The sequence below is a fragment of the Yinghuangia soli genome, from assembly GCF_021502675.1.
In the GTDB taxonomy this organism is placed as follows: Bacteria; Actinomycetota; Actinomycetes; order Streptomycetales; family Streptomycetaceae; genus Yinghuangia; species Yinghuangia soli.
The window spans coordinates 222,379-242,715 of the sequence record NZ_JAKFHA010000007.1 but is presented as its reverse complement, the minus strand read 5'-3'; the positions used below and the strand labels follow the sequence as shown (position 1 = coordinate 242,715).

Annotated in this window: 20 protein-coding genes and 1 riboswitch; of the genes, 12 read left to right on the top strand and 8 right to left on the bottom strand. The window is 72.6% G+C overall.

What is annotated here, in order from left to right:
* Window positions 1-191 precede the first annotated feature (191 nt).
* The 3 genes from LZ495_RS15715 (at window position 192) to LZ495_RS15705 (ending at window position 3,035) form a co-directional block, all read left to right on the top strand.
* A complete protein-coding gene (locus LZ495_RS15715) occupies window positions 192-656 on the top strand; it encodes an NAD(P)H-binding protein (protein ID WP_235052809.1) in 465 nt (154 codons plus the stop codon).
* 171 nt (window positions 657-827) lie between these two features.
* A complete protein-coding gene (locus LZ495_RS15710) occupies window positions 828-2,102 on the top strand; it encodes a L,D-transpeptidase (RefSeq protein WP_235052808.1) in 1,275 nt (424 codons plus the stop codon).
* A gap of 153 nt (window positions 2,103-2,255) precedes the next feature.
* A complete protein-coding gene (locus LZ495_RS15705; protein WP_308268169.1) occupies window positions 2,256-3,035 on the top strand; it encodes an enoyl-CoA hydratase/isomerase family protein in 780 nt (259 codons plus the stop codon).
* 74 nt (window positions 3,036-3,109) lie between these two features.
* Here LZ495_RS15705 and LZ495_RS15700 read toward each other — a convergent pair whose 3' ends face one another.
* The 6 genes from LZ495_RS15700 to gcvT form a co-directional block, all read right to left on the bottom strand.
* Window positions 3,110-3,499, bottom strand: a complete 390-nt coding sequence (locus tag LZ495_RS15700) for a type II toxin-antitoxin system death-on-curing family toxin (protein WP_235052807.1) — start codon at window positions 3,497-3,499, stop codon at window positions 3,110-3,112.
* Window positions 3,496-3,741 (bottom strand): type II toxin-antitoxin system prevent-host-death family antitoxin, encoded by a 246-nt coding sequence (locus LZ495_RS15695; RefSeq protein ID WP_235052806.1) that lies wholly within the window; start codon window positions 3,739-3,741, stop codon window positions 3,496-3,498. The genes LZ495_RS15700 and LZ495_RS15695 overlap by 4 nt, the downstream gene beginning before the upstream one ends.
* Before the next feature lie 111 nt (window positions 3,742-3,852).
* Window positions 3,853-4,764 carry a VCBS repeat-containing protein gene (locus LZ495_RS15690; protein WP_235052805.1) on the bottom strand — a complete coding sequence of 304 codons (912 nt, stop codon included), beginning with the start codon at window positions 4,762-4,764 and terminating at the stop codon, window positions 3,853-3,855.
* 228 nt (window positions 4,765-4,992) lie between these two features.
* A complete protein-coding gene (glyA, locus tag LZ495_RS15685; protein WP_235052804.1) occupies window positions 4,993-6,258 on the bottom strand; it encodes a serine hydroxymethyltransferase in 1,266 nt (421 codons plus the stop codon).
* A gap of 25 nt (window positions 6,259-6,283) precedes the next feature.
* Window positions 6,284-6,667: a glycine cleavage system protein GcvH gene (gcvH, locus tag LZ495_RS15680; RefSeq protein WP_235052803.1), complete on the bottom strand. Its 384-nt coding sequence runs from the start codon at window positions 6,665-6,667 to the stop codon at window positions 6,284-6,286.
* Between the two features lie 93 nt (window positions 6,668-6,760).
* Window positions 6,761-7,870: a glycine cleavage system aminomethyltransferase GcvT gene (gene gcvT / locus LZ495_RS15675; protein ID WP_235052802.1), complete on the bottom strand. Its 1,110-nt coding sequence runs from the start codon at window positions 7,868-7,870 to the stop codon at window positions 6,761-6,763.
* Window positions 7,871-8,214: 344 nt separating this feature from the next.
* A riboswitch (glycine riboswitch) is annotated at window positions 8,215-8,326 on the bottom strand.
* A gap of 147 nt (window positions 8,327-8,473) precedes the next feature.
* Between gcvT and LZ495_RS15670 the strand changes: the two genes are divergently transcribed.
* From LZ495_RS15670 to LZ495_RS15660, 3 genes are all read left to right on the top strand, one after another.
* Complete coding sequence (locus LZ495_RS15670; protein ID WP_235052801.1) at window positions 8,474-8,905, top strand: OsmC family protein; 432 nt, start codon at window positions 8,474-8,476, stop codon at window positions 8,903-8,905.
* A 128-nt stretch (window positions 8,906-9,033) separates the two neighbouring features.
* Window positions 9,034-9,750: an enhanced serine sensitivity protein SseB C-terminal domain-containing protein gene (locus LZ495_RS15665; protein ID WP_235052800.1), complete on the top strand. Its 717-nt coding sequence runs from the start codon at window positions 9,034-9,036 to the stop codon at window positions 9,748-9,750.
* A gap of 106 nt (window positions 9,751-9,856) precedes the next feature.
* Window positions 9,857-12,040 (top strand): flavin monoamine oxidase family protein, encoded by a 2,184-nt coding sequence (locus LZ495_RS15660; protein ID WP_235052799.1) that lies wholly within the window; start codon window positions 9,857-9,859, stop codon window positions 12,038-12,040.
* Between the two features lie 87 nt (window positions 12,041-12,127).
* Here LZ495_RS15660 and LZ495_RS15655 read toward each other — a convergent pair whose 3' ends face one another.
* On the bottom strand, window positions 12,128-13,276 hold the full coding sequence (locus LZ495_RS15655; RefSeq protein WP_235052798.1) for a hypothetical protein: 1,149 nt from the start codon (window positions 13,274-13,276) through the stop codon (window positions 12,128-12,130).
* A gap of 142 nt (window positions 13,277-13,418) precedes the next feature.
* On the opposite strand from LZ495_RS15655, the gene LZ495_RS15650 reads away from it, so the two are divergent.
* The gene (locus LZ495_RS15650) at window positions 13,419-14,117 is read left to right on the top strand and encodes an enhanced serine sensitivity protein SseB C-terminal domain-containing protein (protein WP_235052797.1); all 699 of its coding nucleotides are present in this window, start codon (window positions 13,419-13,421) and stop codon (window positions 14,115-14,117) included.
* Between the two features lie 28 nt (window positions 14,118-14,145).
* Window positions 14,146-14,817 carry a hypothetical protein gene (locus tag LZ495_RS15645; protein ID WP_235052796.1) on the top strand — a complete coding sequence of 224 codons (672 nt, stop codon included), beginning with the start codon at window positions 14,146-14,148 and terminating at the stop codon, window positions 14,815-14,817.
* A 67-nt stretch (window positions 14,818-14,884) separates the two neighbouring features.
* Here LZ495_RS15645 and LZ495_RS15640 read toward each other — a convergent pair whose 3' ends face one another.
* Window positions 14,885-16,402 (bottom strand): DUF885 family protein, encoded by a 1,518-nt coding sequence (locus LZ495_RS15640; RefSeq protein WP_235052795.1) that lies wholly within the window; start codon window positions 16,400-16,402, stop codon window positions 14,885-14,887.
* Between the two features lie 49 nt (window positions 16,403-16,451).
* Here LZ495_RS15640 and LZ495_RS15635 point away from each other — a divergent pair, with 49 nt between their 5' ends.
* The 4 genes from LZ495_RS15635 (at window position 16,452) to mnmA (ending at window position 20,008) form a co-directional block, all read left to right on the top strand.
* On the top strand, window positions 16,452-17,126 hold the full coding sequence (locus LZ495_RS15635; RefSeq protein WP_235052794.1) for a trimeric intracellular cation channel family protein: 675 nt from the start codon (window positions 16,452-16,454) through the stop codon (window positions 17,124-17,126).
* Window positions 17,127-17,196: 70 nt separating this feature from the next.
* Entirely contained in the window at window positions 17,197-17,439 is a 243-nt protein-coding gene (locus LZ495_RS15630) for a hypothetical protein (protein WP_235052793.1), read from the top strand.
* A 13-nt stretch (window positions 17,440-17,452) separates the two neighbouring features.
* On the top strand, window positions 17,453-18,640 hold the full coding sequence (locus LZ495_RS15625) for a cysteine desulfurase family protein (protein ID WP_235052792.1): 1,188 nt from the start codon (window positions 17,453-17,455) through the stop codon (window positions 18,638-18,640).
* A 156-nt stretch (window positions 18,641-18,796) separates the two neighbouring features.
* Window positions 18,797-20,008 carry a tRNA 2-thiouridine(34) synthase MnmA gene (gene mnmA, locus LZ495_RS15620; protein ID WP_268822847.1) on the top strand — a complete coding sequence of 404 codons (1,212 nt, stop codon included), beginning with the start codon at window positions 18,797-18,799 and terminating at the stop codon, window positions 20,006-20,008.
* The last annotated feature ends 329 nt before the right edge of the window (window positions 20,009-20,337 follow it).

Sequence of the window (20,337 nt, the reverse complement as noted above, 5' to 3'; positions counted from 1 at the left end):
GATCCCCCATTCTGCGGGGTTGCATCACTTTGTAGACAAGTCATGGCCGATCGTCACGGTTGGCGGAGCGCGCAAATGTGCTTCAAGTCGGCCGACACGGCGCAGGGGTGCGCGACCCGGCGCGCGCTCCAGGACGTGCGCCCCTATCTGTGCGGAATCTTCACGAATGCCCCGGCGGGTACGGTTGCTCCATGCCCGTCGTCGTGACCGGAGCCGGCCTTCCGCTCGGCCGCGCCCTCCTCGCCGCCCTCGCCGACCAGGCCGCGCTCGCCGGACCGGGCGTACCCGACCTCCGGGCCGTGGTGCGCGACCGCGCGGACGCGGCCGCGCTGCGTGCCTCGGGCGTCCGCGTATCGGTCGGCGACCTGTCCGATCCGCTGCGCCTGGGTGCGGTGCTGGAAGGCGCGTACACCGTCGTGCACCTCGATACCGGCCCGGACGGTGCGGGCAGTCCGCTCGACACCTGGGAGTGGCTGCTGGATGCGGCCGAGGACACCGGGCTGCGCCGCATCGTCACGGTCGTTCCGTACGGAGCTCTGGTGCCCGAAATCTCCCTGTACGACACGGTTTTCCTGCCCGGGGAGATCCGCGGGGCGACCGGTACGCCCGATGCCGCGCTGGTCGCCCGACTGGTCGCCGCGGACGGGCGGCGCTAGCCCGCGCACGCCGCCCAGTGTTGCGGGTCGATCACGTCCTCCCGTGGACAGCAACCGAAGGTGTGTTCGCCGCGTCTAAGAAACGTACGGCCGCAGGACGGTGCTCCCCCGCCTCTGCACCTGCCTGGCACTCCCCGCCCGGCAGCACTTGTTCGAAGGGAACCGCGAAACATGTCCCGAGTACCACAGTCGCGCCCAGCCCCCCACTGGCGCCGGATCGCGGCGCTGATACTCGGAGCGCTTCTCCTGGTCAGCGCCTGCTCCGGCGGCGGCAAGAAGTCCGGCAGCGGCGGCTCGTCCGGCGGCTCCAGCAGCGGCAGTTCCGCGGGCGGCGGCACCGGGGGCGGCACCGGCGGCAGCAGCGCGCCGGCCGCGGCCGACCCGGCCCAGGTCACCATCACGCCCGTCGACAACGCGGTCGGCGTCGACGTCACCGGCAACGTGACCATCGCGGTCGGCGCCGAGGACAAGCTCGGCACCGTCAAGGTCACCAACGCGCGCAACGAGAACGTCGACGGCGCGCTCGACGCCGACGGCAAGACCTGGAAGCCCAAGGTGCCCTTCACCTTCGGCTCCAAGTACACCGTCACCGCGATCGCCACCAACAAGGAAGGCAAGGAGACCACCGCCAAGGCCTCCTTCACCACGGTGACCAACGACAAGAAGGTCACCGCCAACTTCACGCCCGAGAACGGCTCGACGGTCGGCGTCGGCCAGCCGGTCTCGGTCACCTTCACCGCCCCGGTCAAGAACCGCGCCGAGGTCGAGAAGGCGCTCACCGTCACCGCCAGCCCCGCGGTCGAGGGCTCCTGGCACTGGTTCGGCAACCAGCGCGTCGACTACCGGCCCAAGGACTACTGGGCGACCGGCACCACGGTGAAGGTCGACCTGAACCTGCGCGGAATAGACGCAGGGAACGGCGCGAAGTTCGAGCAGTTCAAGAGCTTCGAGTTCAAGATCAGCTCGTCGAAGACGGTCAGCGTCGTCGACGTCGACACCAAGACCATGAAGGTCTACAAGAACGACGCGCTGGTCAAGACCATCCCGGTCACCACCGGCGAGCTGCCCAAGTACGCCACCTGGGGCGGCAAGATGGTCGTCCAGGAGAAGTACACCAAGACCCGGATGAACTCGCAGACCGTCGGCTACGGCGCCGAGTACGACATCGACGACGTGCCGTGGGCGGTCCGCATCACCACCTCGGGCACCTTCGTGCACGGCAACTACTGGGCCGCGCCGTCCGTCTTCGGCAGCCAGAACACCAGCCACGGCTGCGTCAGCATGACGCCCGACAACGCCAAGTGGTTCTACGACAACGCCGCCATGCCGGGCGACGTCGTCGAGGTCAAGAACGCCAAGGAGCGCACCGTCTCGGCGGACAACGGCTACGGCGACTGGAACCTCACCTGGGAGGCCTGGGTCGCGGGCAGCGCCGCCAAGGGCTGACCGGGCACCACGGACGATCCGCCGGAAGGGCGGGGTCGGCGGCCGCCGGGGCGGCCCGGCCCCGCCCTTCCGCGTCGGTGGCCGTATTGTCGGCTCCTGGCAGGCAACATCCCAGCAGCCGTGTCGAGCCGTGCGACGAAGAAGGAGCCAGACGTGGGCGAGTTCGTGAACCTTGAGGTGGCCGACGGGATCGGCACCATCCGGCTGGCGCGGCCGCCGATGAACGCGCTGAGCGTCCAGCTCCAGGAGGAGCTGCGGGCCGCCGCCGCGGAGGCCACCGAGCGCGCCGACGTCCGCGCGGTGGTCATCTACGGCGGCGAGAAGGTCTTCGCGGCCGGCGCCGACATCAAGGAGATGGAGGCCATGACGTACACCGACATGGTCGACCGCGGCGCCGCCCTCCAGTCGGCGTTCACCGCCGTGGCCCGCATCCCCAAGCCGGTCATCGCCGCCATCACCGGCTACGCCCTCGGCGGCGGCTGCGAGCTGGCGCTCTGCGCGGACTTCCGGGTGTGCGGCGAGAACGCCAAGCTCGGCCAGCCGGAGATCCTCCTCGGCGTCATCCCGGGCGCGGGCGGCTCGCAGCGCCTGCCGCGCCTCATCGGTCCGGCCAAGGCCAAGGACCTCATCTACTCCGGCCGCTTCGTCGACGCCCAGGAAGCCGCGGCCATCGGCCTGGTCGACCGCGTCGTCGCCCCGGGCGAGGTCTACGAGGCGGCCCTGGCCTGGGCCGCGCAGTTCGCCAACGGCCCGGCGTACGCCCTGCGCGCCGCCAAGGAGGCGATCGACCGCGGCCTGGAGACCGACCTCGACTCCGGCCTGGAGATCGAACGCATGCAGTTCACCGGCCTCTTCGCCACCGAGGACCGGGCGATCGGCATGAAGAGCTTCGTGGAGAGCGGCCCGGGCAAGGCCAAGTTCGTGGCCCGCTGACCCACCCCTGAACGCGCCTCCGCCCCGGCCCGCAATTACTGCGGACCGGGGCGGAGGTGTTTGTGTACCAGTGCTCAGTCGTGTCCCAGGGCTTCACGCAGCGCTGCGGCGATGGCGTCGACCTCGTCGAGGAGCCCCTTCGCCACGCTCACCACCAGATCGAACGCTGCGTTCTCGTCCAACCGCTCGACATCGACACCGTTGCGGGCGAGGAAGACGACCGCGCACACCAGCCCCGTGCGCTTGTTGCCGTCGATGAACGCGTGGTTCCCGACCAGCGAATGCAGCAGCGCCGCAGCCTTCGTCCACAGGTCGGGGTAGGCGTCCTGCCCGAAAGCCGACGCGCCCGGACGCGCCACAGCGGACTCGATGAGCCCGATGTCGCGCACCCCCGGATTCCCGGTGATCTCCTCGGCAACCGCGATGACATCGGCCGCGGTCAGCAGGTAGAGCGACTCGCTCATGCGTCACGCAGCCGTTCCAGCAGCGCCGGGTGGCGCTCCGCGAATTGGCGTGCGAGCGCGCGCACCTGCACGTCTCCGGCCTTCTCCGGCAGGTCGGCCGGCACGATGGCGGCGACCCGGCGGCCGTGCTTGGTCAGGTAGACGACGGAGCCGCCGGCTGCTTCGTCGACCAGCTCGGCGAGCCTCGGGCGCGCTTCACTGACGGGAACCTCGTGGGGCGTGGGCAGCGGCTCGTGAGTCATATCCAAATTGTACGGAACAACTCTGGGTTCTGTACTAATCGTCTTCATGCTGAGCCAAACGAGTGAGTAGCGCCATGGTTACGCCACCCGAGGAGGCGCGCTACGTCGTACTCACCAGCCGGTGCCCAGGCTGATGCGCGGTTTGGTGCTGGGGGCGGGCTTGCCTTCGCCCGGGTATACCCACAGCTCGGTGGTGTCGTCGGCGCGGGCGATCAGGTCGGCGTTGCCGTCGCCGTCCCAGTCGGCGGTGTCGGCGAAGGTGTAGCCGCCCCAGCCGGTGCCGATCACGGAGGGCCCGCCTCGGCCCGGGTCGTAGCGCAGGTCGCCGGAGAGGTCGTCGCGGACGATGGGGCTGGCGTGGCCGAACCGGCCCCAGTCGGCGACCCCGGCGAGCGTGGTGTCGCCGTAGCCGGTGCCCAGGCTGAGGCGCGGTTTGCTGCTGGGGGCGGGCTTGCCCTCGCCCGGATACAGCCACAGGGTGCGGGCGCCGCTGTCCTCGCGCGCGGTGATGTCGGGGAGGCGGTCGCCGGTGCCGTCGGCGACGCCGGCGAAGGTGTAGCCGTTCCAGCCCGAGCCGATCAGCACCGGCGGCAGGGAACTGGGCGCGCGGGTGCCCTCGCCGGGGTAGAGCCACAGATCGCCGGTGCCGTCGTTGCGGGCGATGATGCCGGGGTGCCCGGCGGCGGCCCAGTCGGCGACGCCGGCGAACGTGTAGCCGTTCCAGCCGGTGCCGATCACGGTTCCGGATGCCGCGCCCGGGGTGCTCTTGCCGTCGCCGGGGAACAGCAGCAGGTCGCCGGTCGCGTCGCGGCGGGCGATCAGGTCGGTGCGGCCGTCGCCGTCCCAGTCGGCGGCGCCCGCGAAGGTGAGTGCGCCGCCGGGTGCGGCGGCGGGCACAGCGGCTTCCGCGGGGAGGGCGGCGGTGCCCACCGCCAGCGCCGCGGCCACCGCCGCGCCCCTGCGGAACCAGAGCGAGAATGCGCGGCCGCGGGCCTTCACGGCCGGGGGCAGGTCAGCGGACACCGGGGCTCCTAGGGTGCAGTGCGGACCCGTACCGTCCGGCTGCCGCCGGGGGACGGGAGGCTCCGGACCTCAGCAAATCCCAGACCGGCGGCGGGCGGACGCGCTCGGCCGTGACACGCTGCGATCTTCATACGATCGGGGCAGTCCGGAGCGCACGCGCTGCCGCCTGGGCCGGAAACGGCCGATGGGCCCTGCCGCGGTGCGGCAGGGCCCATCGGGGTGAACCGGTCAGAGGTTCGGGTACAGCGGGTGCTTCGCGGCCAGCGTGGCGGTGCGGGCGCGGAGCGCGTCGCGCTTGGCCTCGTCGTAGTCGGGCTTGAGGGCCTCGACGATGACGTCCGCGACCTCGGTGAAGTCGGCGTCGGTGAAGCCGCGGGTGGCCAGCGCGGGGGTGCCGATGCGCAGGCCCGAGGTCTTCATCGGGGGCAGCGGGTCGTTGGGGACCGCGTTGCGGTTGACGGTGATGCCGACCTCGTGGAGGCGGTCCTCGGCCTCGCGGCCGTTGAGGTGGTTGTCGACCAGGTCGACGAGGACCAGGTGGACGTCGGTGCCGCCGGAGAGGACCTTGATGCCCGCGTCCGCGGCGTCCTGCTGGAGGAGGCGCGCGGCGAGGAGCTTCGCACCGGCGAGGGTGCGGGTCTGGCGGTCCTTGAACTCGTCGCCCGCGGCGACCTTGAAGGCCACCGCCTTCGCGGCGATGACGTGCTCGAGGGGGCCGCCCTGCAGACCCGGGAAGACCGCCGAGTTGATCTTCTTGATCAGGTCCTCGGTGGCCATGATCGCGCCGCCGCGCGGCCCGCCCAGGGTCTTGTGGGTGGTGGTGGTCACGATGTGCGCGTGCGGCACCGGGTTGGGGTGCAGCCCCGCGGCCACCAGGCCGGCGAAGTGCGCCATGTCGACCCAGAGGTACGCGCCGACCTCGTCCGCGATCCGGCGGAACGCGGCGAAGTCCAGCTGGCGCGGGTACGCCGACCAGCCCGCGACGATCATCTTCGGCCGGTGCTCCTTGGCCAGGCGCTCGACCTCGGTCATGTCGACCAGTCCGGCGGCGTCGACCTTGTAGGAGACGACGTTGTACTGCTTGCCGGAGAAGTTGAGCTTCATGCCGTGCGTCAGGTGCCCGCCGTTGGCCAGGTCGAGGCCGAGGACGGTGTCGCCGGTCTGGAGCAGACCGAAGTAGACGGCGGCGTTGGCCTGCGCGCCGGAGTGCGGCTGCACGTTCGCGGCCTCCGCGCCGAAGAGCGCCTTGAGGCGCTCGATGGCGAGGTTCTCGACCACGTCGACGTACTCGCAGCCGCCGTAGTAGCGGCGGCCCGGGTAGCCCTCGGCGTACTTGTTGGTCAGCACCGAGCCCTGGGCCTCGAGGACCGCGACGGGCGCGAAGTTCTCGGAGGCGATCATCTCCAGGGTCGACTGCTGGCGGTGCAGCTCGTCGGCGACGGCCGCGGCGACCTCAGGGTCCACCTCGGCCAGCGGACGGTCCAGGATCGTCACGTTCGGTCAGCTCCTCGATCGGGGCTCAGGCGCCGGTGAAGGCGTTGTACTCGGCTTCGGACATCAGGCCGTCCACGTCGGCGGCCGGGGTGTCGAGTTGCACCTTGATCAGCCAGCCCTCGCCGAACGGGTCGGAGTTGACCAGGCTCGGGTCGTCGACCACCGCGGTGTTGACCTCGACGACCTCGCCGTCGGCGGGGGCGAAGATGTCGCTCACGGACTTCGTCGACTCCAGCTCGCCGCACGGCTCACCGGCGGTGACCCGCGCGCCGACCTCGGGAAGCTGGACGAAGACCACGTCGCCGAGGGCGTCGGCAGCATGCTGCGAGATGCCGATGACGGCCGGGTTCCCGTCCGTCGTCAGCCACTCGTGGTCCTTGCTGTAGAGCAGGTTCTGGGGTGCGCTCACAGGTCCATTCTCCTATTCGGTGCGGGGTCCCTGATCCTCAGGGGATTTTGCTGGGGTTTGTAGCAGTTTGCGACGTACGAAGTACGTCGGGGGTCATGCGCGCTTGTAGAACGGCAGCGCGACGACCTCGACCGGCTCGGCCGCGCCCCGGATGTCGACCGCGAGCACCGTGCCCGGCTCGGCCCGGTCCAGCGGTACGTATGCCATCGCGATGGGTGCGCCCAGCGTGGGGGAGGGGGCGCCCGAGGTGATCTCGCCGATCGGCGCCTTGGTCTCCGGGTCGAGCACCGCGTACCCGGCCCGCGGTACGCGGCGGCCCGGCGAGCGCAGGCCGACCAGCGTCGCGCGCGGGCCCTCCTTCTCGCGCGCGGCCAGCGCGTCGCGGCCCACGAAGTCCTCCGGCTTGTCCAGCCGGACCACGCGGCCCAGGTTCGCCTCGTACGGGGTGACCGAGGTGGTCAGCTCGTGCCCGTACAGCGGCATGCCGGCCTCCAGGCGCAGCGTGTCGCGGCAGGACAGCCCGGCCGGGATCAGCCCGTGCCCGGCGCCGGCCTCGGCGAGCGAGGTCCACAGGCGCACCGCGTCCGCGGGGGCGCAGAACAGCTCGAAGCCGTCCTCGCCGGTGTAGCCGGTACGGGCCAGCAGCACGTCGACGCCGGCCACCGTGGCGCGGTCCGCCGCGTAGTACTTCACCTTGTCCAGGTCCAGGTCCGCGAGCGGGGCCAGGATCGCCACCGCGTGCGGGCCCTGCACCGCGAGCAGCGCGTACTCCTCCGAGCGGTCCGTCACGACCGCGTCGAACCCGGCCGCACGGGCCAGGAGTTCGCCGGCCACCACGGCGGCGTTCGAGGCGTTCGCGACGACCAGGAAGTCGTCCTCGCCGAGCCGGTAGACGATCAGGTCGTCCAGGATGCCGCCGTCCGCATCGCAGATCATCGAGTACCGGGCCCGGTCCACGCCGATCTTGGAGACGAAGCCGACCAGTGCGTGGTCCAGCGCCCGTGCGGCCTCCGGGCCGGTCACGGTGATCTCGCCCATGTGGGTCAGGTCGAACAGCCCGGCCGCCTCGCGCACCGCGCGGTGCTCGGCGGTCTCGCTGCCGTAGCGCAGCGGCATGCGCCACCCCGCGAAGTCGGTCATCGTCGCGCCGAGCGCATCGTGGACCGCGTCGAGCGGAGTACGGCGTTCTTCAGTGGACGTCATCGGCTGGACTCCTCGCGGGTGTGATGGTCCCGGTCCCCATGATTTCGTACCGGTTCGTCCGGCAGCGTCCGCACGCGCGGGCATACCGCGCCCGGGTACGGGCGCGGCGCCGGGCGCACGGCAGGACGCGACGGGGTCGCGGGATGGAACAGGCGGTCCAACTGGGGGGCTCCCTGGGCGGTGTGCGGGCACGCATGCGTGCAGCCCGCACCGGCGGGTGGGTCGCCTCCCCCTCTGTCATGGACCTGAGAGCTTCACGCGCCGGCACCGGCATATGCGGGTGCGGCGGCTTGCACCGTGGGTGAGCCCCGCCGGAACGGCACGGGACTGCTTTCCAGAGTCGCCTCACCCATGCGGTACGTGGGCCTGAGAGTTTCCGGGGAGGAATTGCTCCTTCGGCGTCCCGCCGGGCGCGCCGCGGGGGCGGGCCGTCCGGGACTCTCCCGCATGGGGTCGAGGGCCGGTGTGAAGTTGTGGGCGCATGCTACCGGTCCCGGCGCGCATTGTGTCGGGCGTGTCGGAGGAATCTCCCATGCCCGCCGATACCGCCTCGTTGCTAGCGTGGGCGGCGACCAACAACCGTACGTACCGGGAGGTTCGCCCATGGCGACCACGCGCACTGCCACGACCTACTGGAAGGGCGCGCTCATCGGCGGCGCCGGGACCGTGTCGCTGGACTCGTCCGGCGTGGGCACGTACGACGTGTCGTGGCCGTCGCGCGCCGAGGCGGCGAACGGCAAGACCAGCCCGGAGGAGCTGATCGCGGCCGCGCACTCGTCCTGCTTCTCGATGGCCCTGTCGCACGGCCTGGCCGGCGCGGGCACGCCGCCGGAGTCGGTGGAGACCCAGGCGGACGTCACCTTCCAGCCGGGCGAGGGCATCACCGGCATCGTGCTGACCGTCAAGGCGCGCGTGCCGGGCATCTCCGCGGAGGACTTCGCCGCGGCCGCGCAGACCGCCAAGGAGAACTGCCCGGTGAGCAAGGCGCTCGCGAGCGTGCCGAGCATCACGCTCGTCGCCGAGCTGCTGGTCTGACCCGCGCAAGCGGCACGCGGCGGGGATCCCGGACCGGGGTCCCCGCCGCCCGCATGTCCGGGCGCGGCACCGCCTAGGCTGGAACCTGGATCATGCAAGGCGACCGCGCAACGAGACAGGAGGCGGCCGTGCCGTTCCCGGCGAACCACGTCGAACGCTGCCTCGTGGCCGCGATGCAGGACCCCGCGCGCACCGGCGAGCTCATCGACGCCCTCGCGGACGCCGAGATCTGGGTGCCGCTGCCCGAGGGCGGCGGTCCGCAGGACGACGAACTGACGCTGCCCACCACGGAGATAGGCGGCCTGCCGTACGTCCCGGTGTTCAGTTCCGAGGAGCAGTTCCGCCGCATCGCCGGCCCGATGGCGTTCACCGTCGCCCCGGTCCGGGAGTTCGCCCGCGGCCTGCCGCCGCACATCGGCATCGCGGTCAACCCGGGCGGCGAAGTGGGCATCCCGATCCCGCCGCAGGGCGTCCTGGAGGTGGCCCGCGTGCCGGGCGCCGGCTCGATGGGCGCCCGCGTCACGCTCGCCGAGCCGACCCCGGCCGAGGAGCCGTACGTGCTGCTCGCCGCGGCTGCCGAGGAGTTCGCACGGACTCCCGTGGTGCTGACCGCGCGTCGCGGACTCGGCGTCGTCGAGTCGGACGCCCCATGCCTGTTCATCGGGCTCGAACTCGACCGCTGGCAGGAGGAGGACCGCCGCGACGCCATCGGCGCCCTCGAACGCGCGGTGGGCCGGGCGGGTTCGCCGTGGCCGGTCAGCCTCGTGCTCATCGACCTGGCGCAAGACCCGGTGGCGGACTGGATGTTGGCGTCCGTGCAGCCGTTCTACGAACGGCCGATCTGAGCCAAAGTAACGTTCCGTTGGTGCAGTTCGAGCCTTCGGATGAACTTGGCCGTTGGTACGGCCCGGCCATTCGGATGACACCCGGTCGGCCCATCATCGTGTGCGCATGGCTTACGACACCGAACACGGATCCATGCCCGAAACCACGTACCGAACCACGCACGAAACCGGGCAGTCCCGTGAACTCCCGCACGGCGAGAGCCCCTTTGCGGTCGCCTCGCGCCGGGCGTTCCTCACCTCCGCCGGCGCCGCGGCCGCATTACCCGCCGTCGGCGCGCTGTTCGCGCCCGGCACCGCGGCTGCCACGACCCCGGTCCGCGAACCCGACCCGGAGCGCTGGAAGACCTGCGTCGCGGTGGCCCGCCAACTCCTGCTGGTCGGACCCGCGGACGAGGACCTCAAGCTCAAGTACCTCAGGATCCTGATCGACGACGGGCTGCCCAAGACCACGGCCCCCAAGCACGTGCTGATCGTCGGCGCCGGCATCGCCGGACTCGTCGCCGGACTGCTCCTCAAGCGCGCCGGCCACAAGGTCACCATCGTGGAGGCCAACGCGAACCGCATCGGGGGCCGCATCAAGACCTTCCGGTCCGGCCCCGGCGGCCAGGACTCCGCACGCCGCTGGGCCGACCCCAAGGCGACCGCCGAAGCCGGCGCGATGCGACTGCCCAGCTTCCACCCGATGACCCTCGCACTCATCGACAAACTCGGCCTGAAGCGCCGCCCGTTCCACCTCGTCGACGTGGCGCCGGGCACCGGCAACCCGGGCGGCACCCCGCCCGCCGTCGAGTACAAGGCCTTCACCGGCGAGACCTGGCGGTACGGCCCGGCGCAGACCGACTTCCGGGCCCCCGACAAGCGCAACAACACCTGGATCCGGGCCAACGGCGTCCGCATGCGCAAGGCCGAGTACGCCGCCGCACCCGACGCCATGCACGCCGGCTTCGGGCTGCCCGCGGGCGGCGGCACCATGGCGTCCCGCTGGGCGAACGCCCTTACGCCCTGCTACGCGAAGATCGCCAAGACGAACCCGGACGGCACCCGCGAACCGCTGCCCCTGCCGCAGCGCATCGAGGGCTGGGCCCGGCTCATCAACGACTACGACGAGTTCTCGCTGCGCCGCTTCATGGCCGAGGTCGCGGGCTTCGACACGGCGACGATCGAGGCGCTCGGCACCCTGGAGAACCTCACCTCGCGGCTCCCGCTGTCGTTCCTGCACAGCTTCCTCGGGCACACCGACATCAACCCGTCGGCCACGTACTGGGAGATCGCCGGCGGCACCGCCGAACTCCCGTACGCGCTCCTGCCCGAGCTCGAGGACGACATCGTCATGAACCGCCGCGTCACGCGGCTCGAATACCGCGACACGGCCGTACCCGGGTCCCGGACCACCCACCTTCCGGCGGGCGGCAAGGGTGTGTGGGTGCACACCGTGCGCGAAGCCGGCGGCGACGACCAGGACTCCGGCACCGAACTCCCGGGCGGCCAGGTCTACGAGGCCGACGTCGCCATCGTGACCATCCCCTTCTCCGCCCTGCGCCACGTCCAGGTCGAACCGGCCTTCTCCTATCCGAAGCGCCGGGCGATCGCCGAGCTGCACTACGACGCCGCCACCAAGGTCCTCCTCGAATTCTCGCGCCGCTGGTGGGAGTTCGACGAGGACCAGTGGAAGAAGGAACTCGAGTCGATCCGCCCGGGCCTGTACGAGCTCTACCGCACCAACCGGGCCGGCAAGGGCGCCGAACTCCTCGGCGCGCACAGCTCCGTGGACCGCAAGAGCATGAGCCCGGGCCTGGCCGACCGGTACGCCTCCGCACCCGACGCGGCCGTCGACCAGCCGCCTGCCGTCCAGGCGATCGGCGGCGGCTCGGTCAGCGACAACGCCAACCGCTTCATGTACCACCCGTCGCACCCGACCGCGGGCGGCAGCGCGGGCGGCGTGGTGCTGGCCAGCTACACCTGGGCGGACGACGCGCTGCGCTGGGACTCGCTCGACGACGACGAGCGCTACGCCTACGCGCTGCGCGGCCTGCAGGAGGTGTACGGCCGCCGCATCGAGGTCTTCTTCACCGGCCACGGGGCCACCCAGAGCTGGCTGCGCAACCGGTACGCGTGCGGCGAGGCCGCGGTGTTCACGCCGGGGCAGTGGACCACGCTGCACCCGGCCACCACCACGGTGGAAGGACCGGTGCACTTCGCGGGCGAGCACACCTCGCTCAAGCACGCGTGGATCGAGGGCTCGCTGGAGTCGGCGGTACGCGCCGCGCTGGAGGTCAACGGCCGCGCCTGACCGCCGCCGCGGGGCCGACTGCGCCTGACTGCCGCCGCGGCCCGGCCGGGTCTTGCCATCCGGCCGGGCCGCGGCCGACGCGTACGGTCAGCCGGTCTTCTTGTCGCGCCCCGCACGGGTCGCCGCGGCGACCGCGACCGGCACCAAGGCGACCAGGAAGAGGAGCCCGCCCCATTCCCAGGCACCCAGGGACACCGACGCTTCGTCGTGGCCGGCGGGCAACCCGGGCTGCTTGTCCGGGACTTCGGCGGCGCTGCCCGGGCTGCCGGGCGCGGCGGTGCCGCCGGGCCTCCCGGTCGCCCCGAGGGGCGGCACCGGGGGAGGGGGCAGAAAGCGCCTGGCGACCCCGCCCGGCACCGAACCGACCGCGCCGCCTGGGCCCGGCCCGGCTGCGTCACCGCCGGGGGCGGACCCGGCCGCGCCGCCGGGCGCACCTGAAGCGCCTGCCACCACTCCGGTGTATGCACCTGGCGCCTCCGCGGTCAGGGCCAGGGGAGGCACCGCGCGCCCCTCCGCGTCCACCGTTCCGTCTGCTGCCGACCCGGTCACGCGCGCCGTGCCGCTGCGCGGACCGGCCGCGGCCTTCGCGCGGCCCGTGCAGGCCAGCGACGTCCCCGGGGCCAGCCGGACCGGAAGGGACCGCGCGCAGCGCGGAGTCCCGCCGCCGAGCAGCGGGTCGGCGAGCCGGGCCACGTCGACCGGCACATCGCCCGACACGGTCACGGTGTAGCCCAGTTCGAGCGGGCCGCCGACCGGCACCGGGCCGCCGTCGCCGCCTGCCGTCCGGGCCAGCGCGAGTCCGGACGCGATGCCGTGGTACCCCGCGCTCACTGTGCTGCTGGGATCCGAGCCGCGCGGCAGCGTCCGCCCCGATGCGGTCACCGGGCCGATCCGAGGCCCCGGCTCGGCGGGGAACTCGGCGGTGCACACCACCCGGCCGCGGCCGGCCAGCGACGCGGTCCGCGCCCCGCCGTCCGGGCAGCGGATCGCCCCGCCGGGCACCTGAGGGTCGGTCAGCAGCAAGTCCGCGACCGGGTATTCGGCTTTGTTGACGACGGTGTAGACGCGGCGGACCGAGCTGCCCGCACGTACTCGCGTGCCGGTGTCCGCGCGATTGTCGGTGGTCACGGTGAAGGCGAGCACATCACGTCCGCCGTCTCCGGCGCCTGCGTCACCCGCCGGGATGAAGACGCCGAGGAGGACGGCCGCCAGCACCGCCGGGATCCTCCTAGCCATACCTGCAGGCTCCGGCACTTTTAGCAGATTGTCCGGTTGCCACGCCCCGGGCCGATCGGCGATCACCCGTTCGGAACAGCGCCCCTCTACGATGTGCACGTCGTCACTCTCCGCACCGGGACGGCAAGGAGGGGGAAATACCGTGGCGTTTCCGGCCAATGAGGTCGAACACGCTCTGCGGCAGGTACGGCCGCAGGGCTACGAGCCGTACGAGCGCCTGCTGGAGGCGCTGGCCCGCGGCCACGTGTGGATGCTCCTGTGGCAGGGCGAGCCGGGCAGCCCGGAGGCCCAGTACGGGAACATGGAGGTGCACGGCCAGCGCTACGCGCCCGCCTTCACCTCCGAGGACCAGCTGCGCGAGAGCCGCTGGGACCGCGGCTGGGAGGTCCACGCGGTCGTCGAGATCGCCGCGACCCTCTACCCCGACCAGTGGGGCCTGTGGCTCAACCCGCACATGCAGGGCGGCGGCGTCGGTGTCCCGTACCTCGACCTGCGCCGCATCGTCGGCGGCCTGGACAAGCTGATGCCCGGACCGGTCCGGGTCGGCGAGCCGCTGCTGGACGACTCGGCGTTCTGGTCGGTGCTCACCGCCGAGCTGGGCGGCTCGGGCGTCGTCCGCGCCGCGCACCGGGCATATGTCGAGCCGGCCATCGGCCCGCCCCGGCTCGTGATCGGCACCCGCCTCGCGGACAACGACCCGGCGACCGTGGACCGCATGAAGCACGCGATGTCGCGGGCGTCCGCGATGCTGCAAGGCATCGACATGTCCTCGGTGGCGCTGGACGATCCCTACGATCCGGTTGCCAAGTGGATGCGGGAGCAGACCCGGCCCTTCCTGTAGGAACGGGGGCCGTGCGAGAGTGCCCGGCATGAATGAAGTGAGGCTGACGCTCGAACCCCGCCAGCGTGCGCTGTTTCTGGTGGCCGGCGCCGTCTTGTTCGTCCTCGGTGTCGTGAGCATCGCGTTGGGCTACTTCCAAGCAGGCATCGTCACCGGCCCGGCGCTGATCGCGTTGTACTTCACCTCGGGCCGCTTCGCCACGGTTTTGACCCCGCAGGGACTTGTCGCCGTCGGCCTCACCACTCAGCAGTGGGCCTGGGGGGAGATCGCGCAGATCGAGGCGAAGAAGATGCTGGGCAGCCGCTATGTGCGGCTCACGCTGGCAGGCGGCAAGAAGAAGCGGCTGCGGGTGCCGGTGACCGGGCTGTGGCAGCGCGACCATGCGTTCGACGCCAAGGTCGCCACGATCTGGCAGTGGTGGGCAGGCGCCACCGGCCAGGGCCAAATGACCGGCCACGGACAGCCGTACGGGCAGGTCCCGCAGCAGGGCTGGCCGGTGCAGCAGCCGTACGCCTATCCGCAGGGGCAGCAGGCTCCGGCCCAGCAATACCCCGGACAGGTGCAGCCGCAGCCGTACCCGGGCCAGCCTCACCAAGGCCAGCCGTATGCGCAGCCCTATCCGCCGGCCTACCCGCAGCAGGGCGCGGCTCCGCAATGGCCGCAGAACCCGGGCGCCGGTCAGCCGCCGTACGGACACTGAGCCACGCACGCACACGTCGCCCCGACCGGTAGGGACCGGTCGGGGCGACGTCGTTTCGGTCCCTGGCTCAGCCGCGTTCGACCGCGGTGCCGACCAGGCCCAGCGGCGGGCTGCCGAGGTCCAGCAGTGCGGTGTGGAAGCGCTCCAGGGTGAAGCCCGTTCCCCACGCCGCCTTGGCCTCCTCGCGCAGGTCCATCAGCGCGAGCTTGCCCCACGTGTAGCAGCCGTAGTTCGCATCGAAGGTGCCGCGCCTGGCCTCGCTCGCCGCGCCCGCGCGCGCCAGGTGCGCGTCGGCCATGAAGCGCCGGGTCGACTCCTCGACGTCCATCGCCCCGGTGTGCAGGCCGATCGCGGACGCCAGCCGGGTGACCCGGATCAGCGCTTCCAGGCACATGCCGATGGCGTACCGCGGGTCGCCGGCCCGGAAGCCCTCCTCCAGGCAGACCTCTTCGATGTAGTGCGCCCAGCCCTCGGCGAACGACGAGGAGTGCAGCACCCGGCGCACCTCCGAGGGAGCACGCCGGAGCGCGCGCCCGTGCGCGAAGTGGCCGGGCGCCACCTCGTGCACCGTGATGGCCGGAAGTGTCGTACGGCTGAAGATCGAGAGCCACTCCTCGATCTCCTCGGCCGGCCACGTCGGCTCCGGCGGGGTCACGAAGTACCAGGACGGCGCCTCGGCTTCGTACGGTGCGTTCCACGACATCATCGCCATCGCCCAGCGCATCGACTCGGGCGCCGGGCCCACCTCGCAGACCCCGTCCAGGTACGGGGCGAGCTTCTTGGCCTTGCTGAACGCGATGACCTCGGCGGTCTGCGCCCGGGCCTCGGCGAGCACGCCGTCCGCGTCCGGGTGGTCGGCGAGCAGTTCCGGGACCAGTTCGGCGGGCGTGCGTGCCGGGTCGTACGCCTTGCAGGCCTCGGCCAACATGCCGCGCAGCCGGTCGCGTTCGGCGTCCGCGCGCGTCGCGAGCCGGCCCAGGTCCACGTCCAGCGCCTCGCTCGACCCGACCAGCCGGGTGAGCGCGGCGGCGCCGAGCGCCGGGTCGGGGTCGCCGTTCGCCGCGGCGTCCTCGAGGTGCGCGACCAGGCGCTCCAGTGCGGCCAGCCCGCGTTCGCCGACCTCGCCGTCGGACGGCTTCACGGCGGCCCGCTGCCCGCGTGCGGCGCCGAGCAGCGCGGCGGCTACCGGCGCGGTCACCCGGTCGAGCGAGGCGATGGCCATGTCGACCGCGTCCGGCCAAAGCGCGAGATGCGCGGTGCGGGCCGCGGCGCGCTCCTCGGCGGGGGCGTATCCCTTGTCGTAGAAGGCGAGTTCGAGGTTGTCCAGGTGCGGCCGGGGGTCGCGGCGGTGCATCTCCAGCTCGCCGTAGACGACCCGGGTGTGCTCCTCGAACGCCGCGAGATGCGCCTCGTCGTGCGCGTCCTCCAGAGGCTCCCCCTCGGATCCGCCGCCGAGCCGCGCGAGCCCGCCGCGCACGCCGTCGGGGGAGAGGTCCTGGATTCTCCCGTCGTACTCGTGGAGGCCGGCCCCTTCCCGGGAGGCGGCCACGGACAGATCGCAAAGAGCACGCAGTCGGGCATCCATGCCGTGAGGCTACCGGGGCGGTTTGCCGGGACAGGGCACAATTTCGGCCATGCCGCCTCAGGAGATCCAGGAGATCTACAACCACAACGTCCAGCAGGTGCTCGACCTGACCGGCATCTTCGTCTTCGCCGTCGCGGGCGCGCTCATGGCGGTGCGCAAGAACTTCGACGTCATCGGGATCGTGCTGCTCGCCGAGGTCACCGCACTCGGCGGCGGTGTGATCCGCGACCTGATCATCGGCGACGTGCCGCCGGCCGCGTTCCGCGACCTCGGGTACTTCAGCACCCCGCTGTTCGCCGCCGGGCTGGTCTTCTTCCTGCATCCCCAGGTCGAGCGGATCAGCCGCACGATCGACATCTTCGACGCGGCCGGGCTGGGCCTGTTCTGCGTGACCGGCACCGCCAAGGCCTTCGCGTACGGGCTCGGGCCGGTGCAGGCCACCGCGCTCGGCATCACGACCGCGGTCGGCGGTGGTGCCATCCGCGACGTGCTGGCCCGCGAGGTGCCGGTGCTGCTGCGCTGGGACCGGGAGATCTACACGGTGCCCGCGCTTGTCGGTGCCGCGGCGGTCGCGGTGCTGGTGGAGACGGGCCAGTTCAATGCGTATACGGCGACTGCCGCCGCAATCTTCGCGTTCGCCTTCCGGGTGCTGGCCTTGCACAAGGGCTGGCGGGCGCCGCGCGCCTGGCGCCGCAACTCCGAGGTGCGCGGCGACTTCGACTGAGCCGCACCCGCCGGGTGCGGCGCGGTGCCGCCCCATGCCGCCCCATACAGGCCCATGCAGCCCGGGCAGGGTGACTGTTCCCGTTCGGCGTACCCCAAACGGCCTGCCCGGCGTTGCATGCGGTGTGTGGGAGATCCAGCAACCTCTGACGTACGACCTCACCGGCCCGCCCCCGCCGCCCCGCGGCTTCCTCGCGGCCTGCCGGCAGGCCCTGCGCGAGGCCCTCGACAAGGCCCTGCCCGGCGGCCCCCGCTACGGCAGGCCGCACCGGCCCCGCATCCCCAGGCCCCGCACCAACGGGGAGGACGCTTAGAATTCCCCTTGCGATGGCCTACTTCGATCATGCGGCGACGACACCGATGCGCCCCGAGGCGGTCCGGGCCATGACCGGGCAGCTCAGCGTCCTCGGCAACCCGTCCTCCCTGCACGCGTCCGGACGCCGCGCAAGGCGCGTGGTCGAGGAGTCCCGCGAGGTCCTCGCCGAGGCGGTCGGGGCGCGGCCCAGCGAGGTCGTCTACACCGCGGGCGGCACCGAGGCCGACAACCTCGCGGTCAAGGGCATCTACTGGGCCCGGGTCGGCGCCGAGCCGGGCCGCCGCCGCATCCTCGCCTCCCCGGTCGAGCACCATGCCGTGGTCGACCCCATCGTGTGGCTCGCCGAGCACGAGGGCGCCGACGTCGAGTGGCTCGACGTGGACGCCGACGGCCGGGTCCGCCCCGACGTGCTGCGCGCCGCGATCGCCCGCGACCCGGACAGCGTCGCGCTGGTCAGCGTCATGTGGGCGAACAACGAAGTGGGCACCGTGCAGCCGGTCGCCGAGCTGGTCGCCGCGGCCCACGAGTTCGGCATCCCGATCCACTCCGACGCGGTCCAGGCGGTCGGCCAGGTGCCGGTCGACTTCGCCGCGTCCGGGCTGGACGCCATGACAGTCAGCGGCCACAAACTGGGCGGCCCGCTCGGCTGCGGCGCCCTGCTCCTGGCCCGGCACATGACCCCGGTGCCCGTGCTGCACGGCGGCGGCCAGGAGCGCGACGTGCGCTCCGGCACCCTGGACACCCCCTCGATCGCCGCCTTCGCCGCGGCCGCCGAGATCGCGGTCCGCGAGCAGCCCGAGTACGCCCTGCGCGTCGGCGCGCTGCGCGACCAGCTGATCGGCCGCATCCTCGCGGAGATCCCGGACGCCGCCCTGAACGGCGACCCGCGCCTCGACGTCGCGCACCGGCTGCCCGGCAACGCGCACTTCTCCTTCCCCGGCTGCGAGGGCGACTCGCTGCTGCTGCTCCTCGACGCCCGCGGCATCGAGTGCTCCACCGGCTCGGCCTGCTCGGCCGGCGTCGCGCAGCCCAGCCACGTGCTGCTCGCCATGGGCGCCGACGCGGCCCGGGCCCGCGGCTCGCTGCGCTTCAGCCTCGGGCACACCTCGACCGCGGCCGAGGTGGACGAGCTGGTCGAGGCGATCGGCCCGGTCGTGGCCCGCGCCCGGATGGCCGGGCTCACCGCCCAGCGCCGCTGACCCGCGCCGGCGACCCGCGCCGGGCTCGCCGGGCGTCGTCCGTCGCCGGGTCCCGTGCGCTCTGGGGGCCCCGTGCGCTCCCTGGTCCCGTGCGCTGTGGATATCCCCGGATATCCCGAAGGGACGCGGCCCGCGACCCCGTACCCTGGACAGGCCATGACTGATCACGCCACCCCCCTGCCGTCCGACGCGTGCGAGCTCATCCCGGCCCTGCCCGAGCCGGCCGATACCGCCGCCGAGGCCCGCCCTGCCGCGCCTGCGGCCGGGCGCCCGCTGCGGGTGCTCGCCGCGATGTCCGGCGGCGTCGACTCCGCGGTCGCCGCGGCCCGCGCCCACGAGGCGGGGCACGAGGTGACCGGCGTGCACCTGGCGCTGTCCGAGAACCCCAAGTCGTTCCGCACCGGCGCGCGCGGCTGCTGCACGCTGGAGGACGCGCGCGACGCCCGCCGGGCCGCGGACGTCATCGGCATCCCGTTCTACGTGTGGGACCTCGCCGAGCGCTTCCGCGAGGACGTCATCGAGGACTTCTTCGCCGAGTACGAGGCGGGCCGCACCCCCAACCCGTGCCTGCGCTGCAACGAGAAGATCAAGTTCGCGGCGCTGCTGGACCGGGCGCTGGCGCTGGGCTTCGACGCGGTGTGCACCGGGCACTACGCGGTGATCGTCGACGGCGCCGCGGGCCGCGAGCTGCACCGGTCGTCCGACCAGGCCAAGGACCAGTCGTACGTGCTGGGCGTGCTCGACGCCGACCAGCTTGCCCACGCGCTGTTCCCGCTCGGCGCGGACACCAAGGACGACGTGCGCCTGGAGGCCGAGCGCCGCGGGCTCGCCGTCGCCCGGAAGCCGGACAGCCACGACATCTGCTTCATCGCGGACGGCGACACCCAGGCGTTCCTCGCCACCCGGCTGGGCCGGATCCCCGGCGACATCGTCGACGCCGACGGCACCAAGCTCGGCGAGCACGACGGCGCGTACGGCTACACCGTCGGCCAGCGCAAGGGCCTGCGGATCGGCACCCCGGCCCCGGACGGCAAGCCGCGCTACGTCCTGGACATCTCGCCGGTCGCCAACACCGTCACCGTCGGCCCCGCCGAGGCCCTCGACGTCGACGCCCTCACCGGCATCCGCCCCCGCTGGTGCGGGGCGCCTCCGGCGGGCACCTTCCCCTGCACCGCCCAGGTCCGCGCGCACGGCGACGAGTACCCCGCCGAGGCCGAGGTCACCGGCGACACCGTGCACGTACGCCTCCACAAGCCCATGCGCGGCGTAGCCCGAGGCCAGGCCGTAGTCCTGTACGACGGCCCCCGGGTCATCGGCTCCGCCACCATCGACGCCACAGCACGCACCGAGGCCCCCGCCGCAACCTGACCTCTGACAGGGTCGCCGCCTGCGCGGGCCGCAGCGTGGATTTCGCCGCGTCCGCCCCCAGCATGTCCGGGCGAGCTCCAGAGCAGGCCGGGTCCGTGACGGACTCGCACCTGCGTGCGGTCCGGCGGTCGCCCGTTGCCGCGCTGCAGCGCCACGGCCACCCTGCGGCAGACCGCTTACCCACCCAGCGCCCCCGTGGGGTTGCGCGGCGCGGCGTGGGCTCAGCCACGCCCCCACGGCACGCACGGCGGACGGCGGACACCCAAGCCCCTCAGGTCCGTGCCGGACCTGCACCCGTACGCCGCGCCCACCTGCGCGTCGCGCAGCCC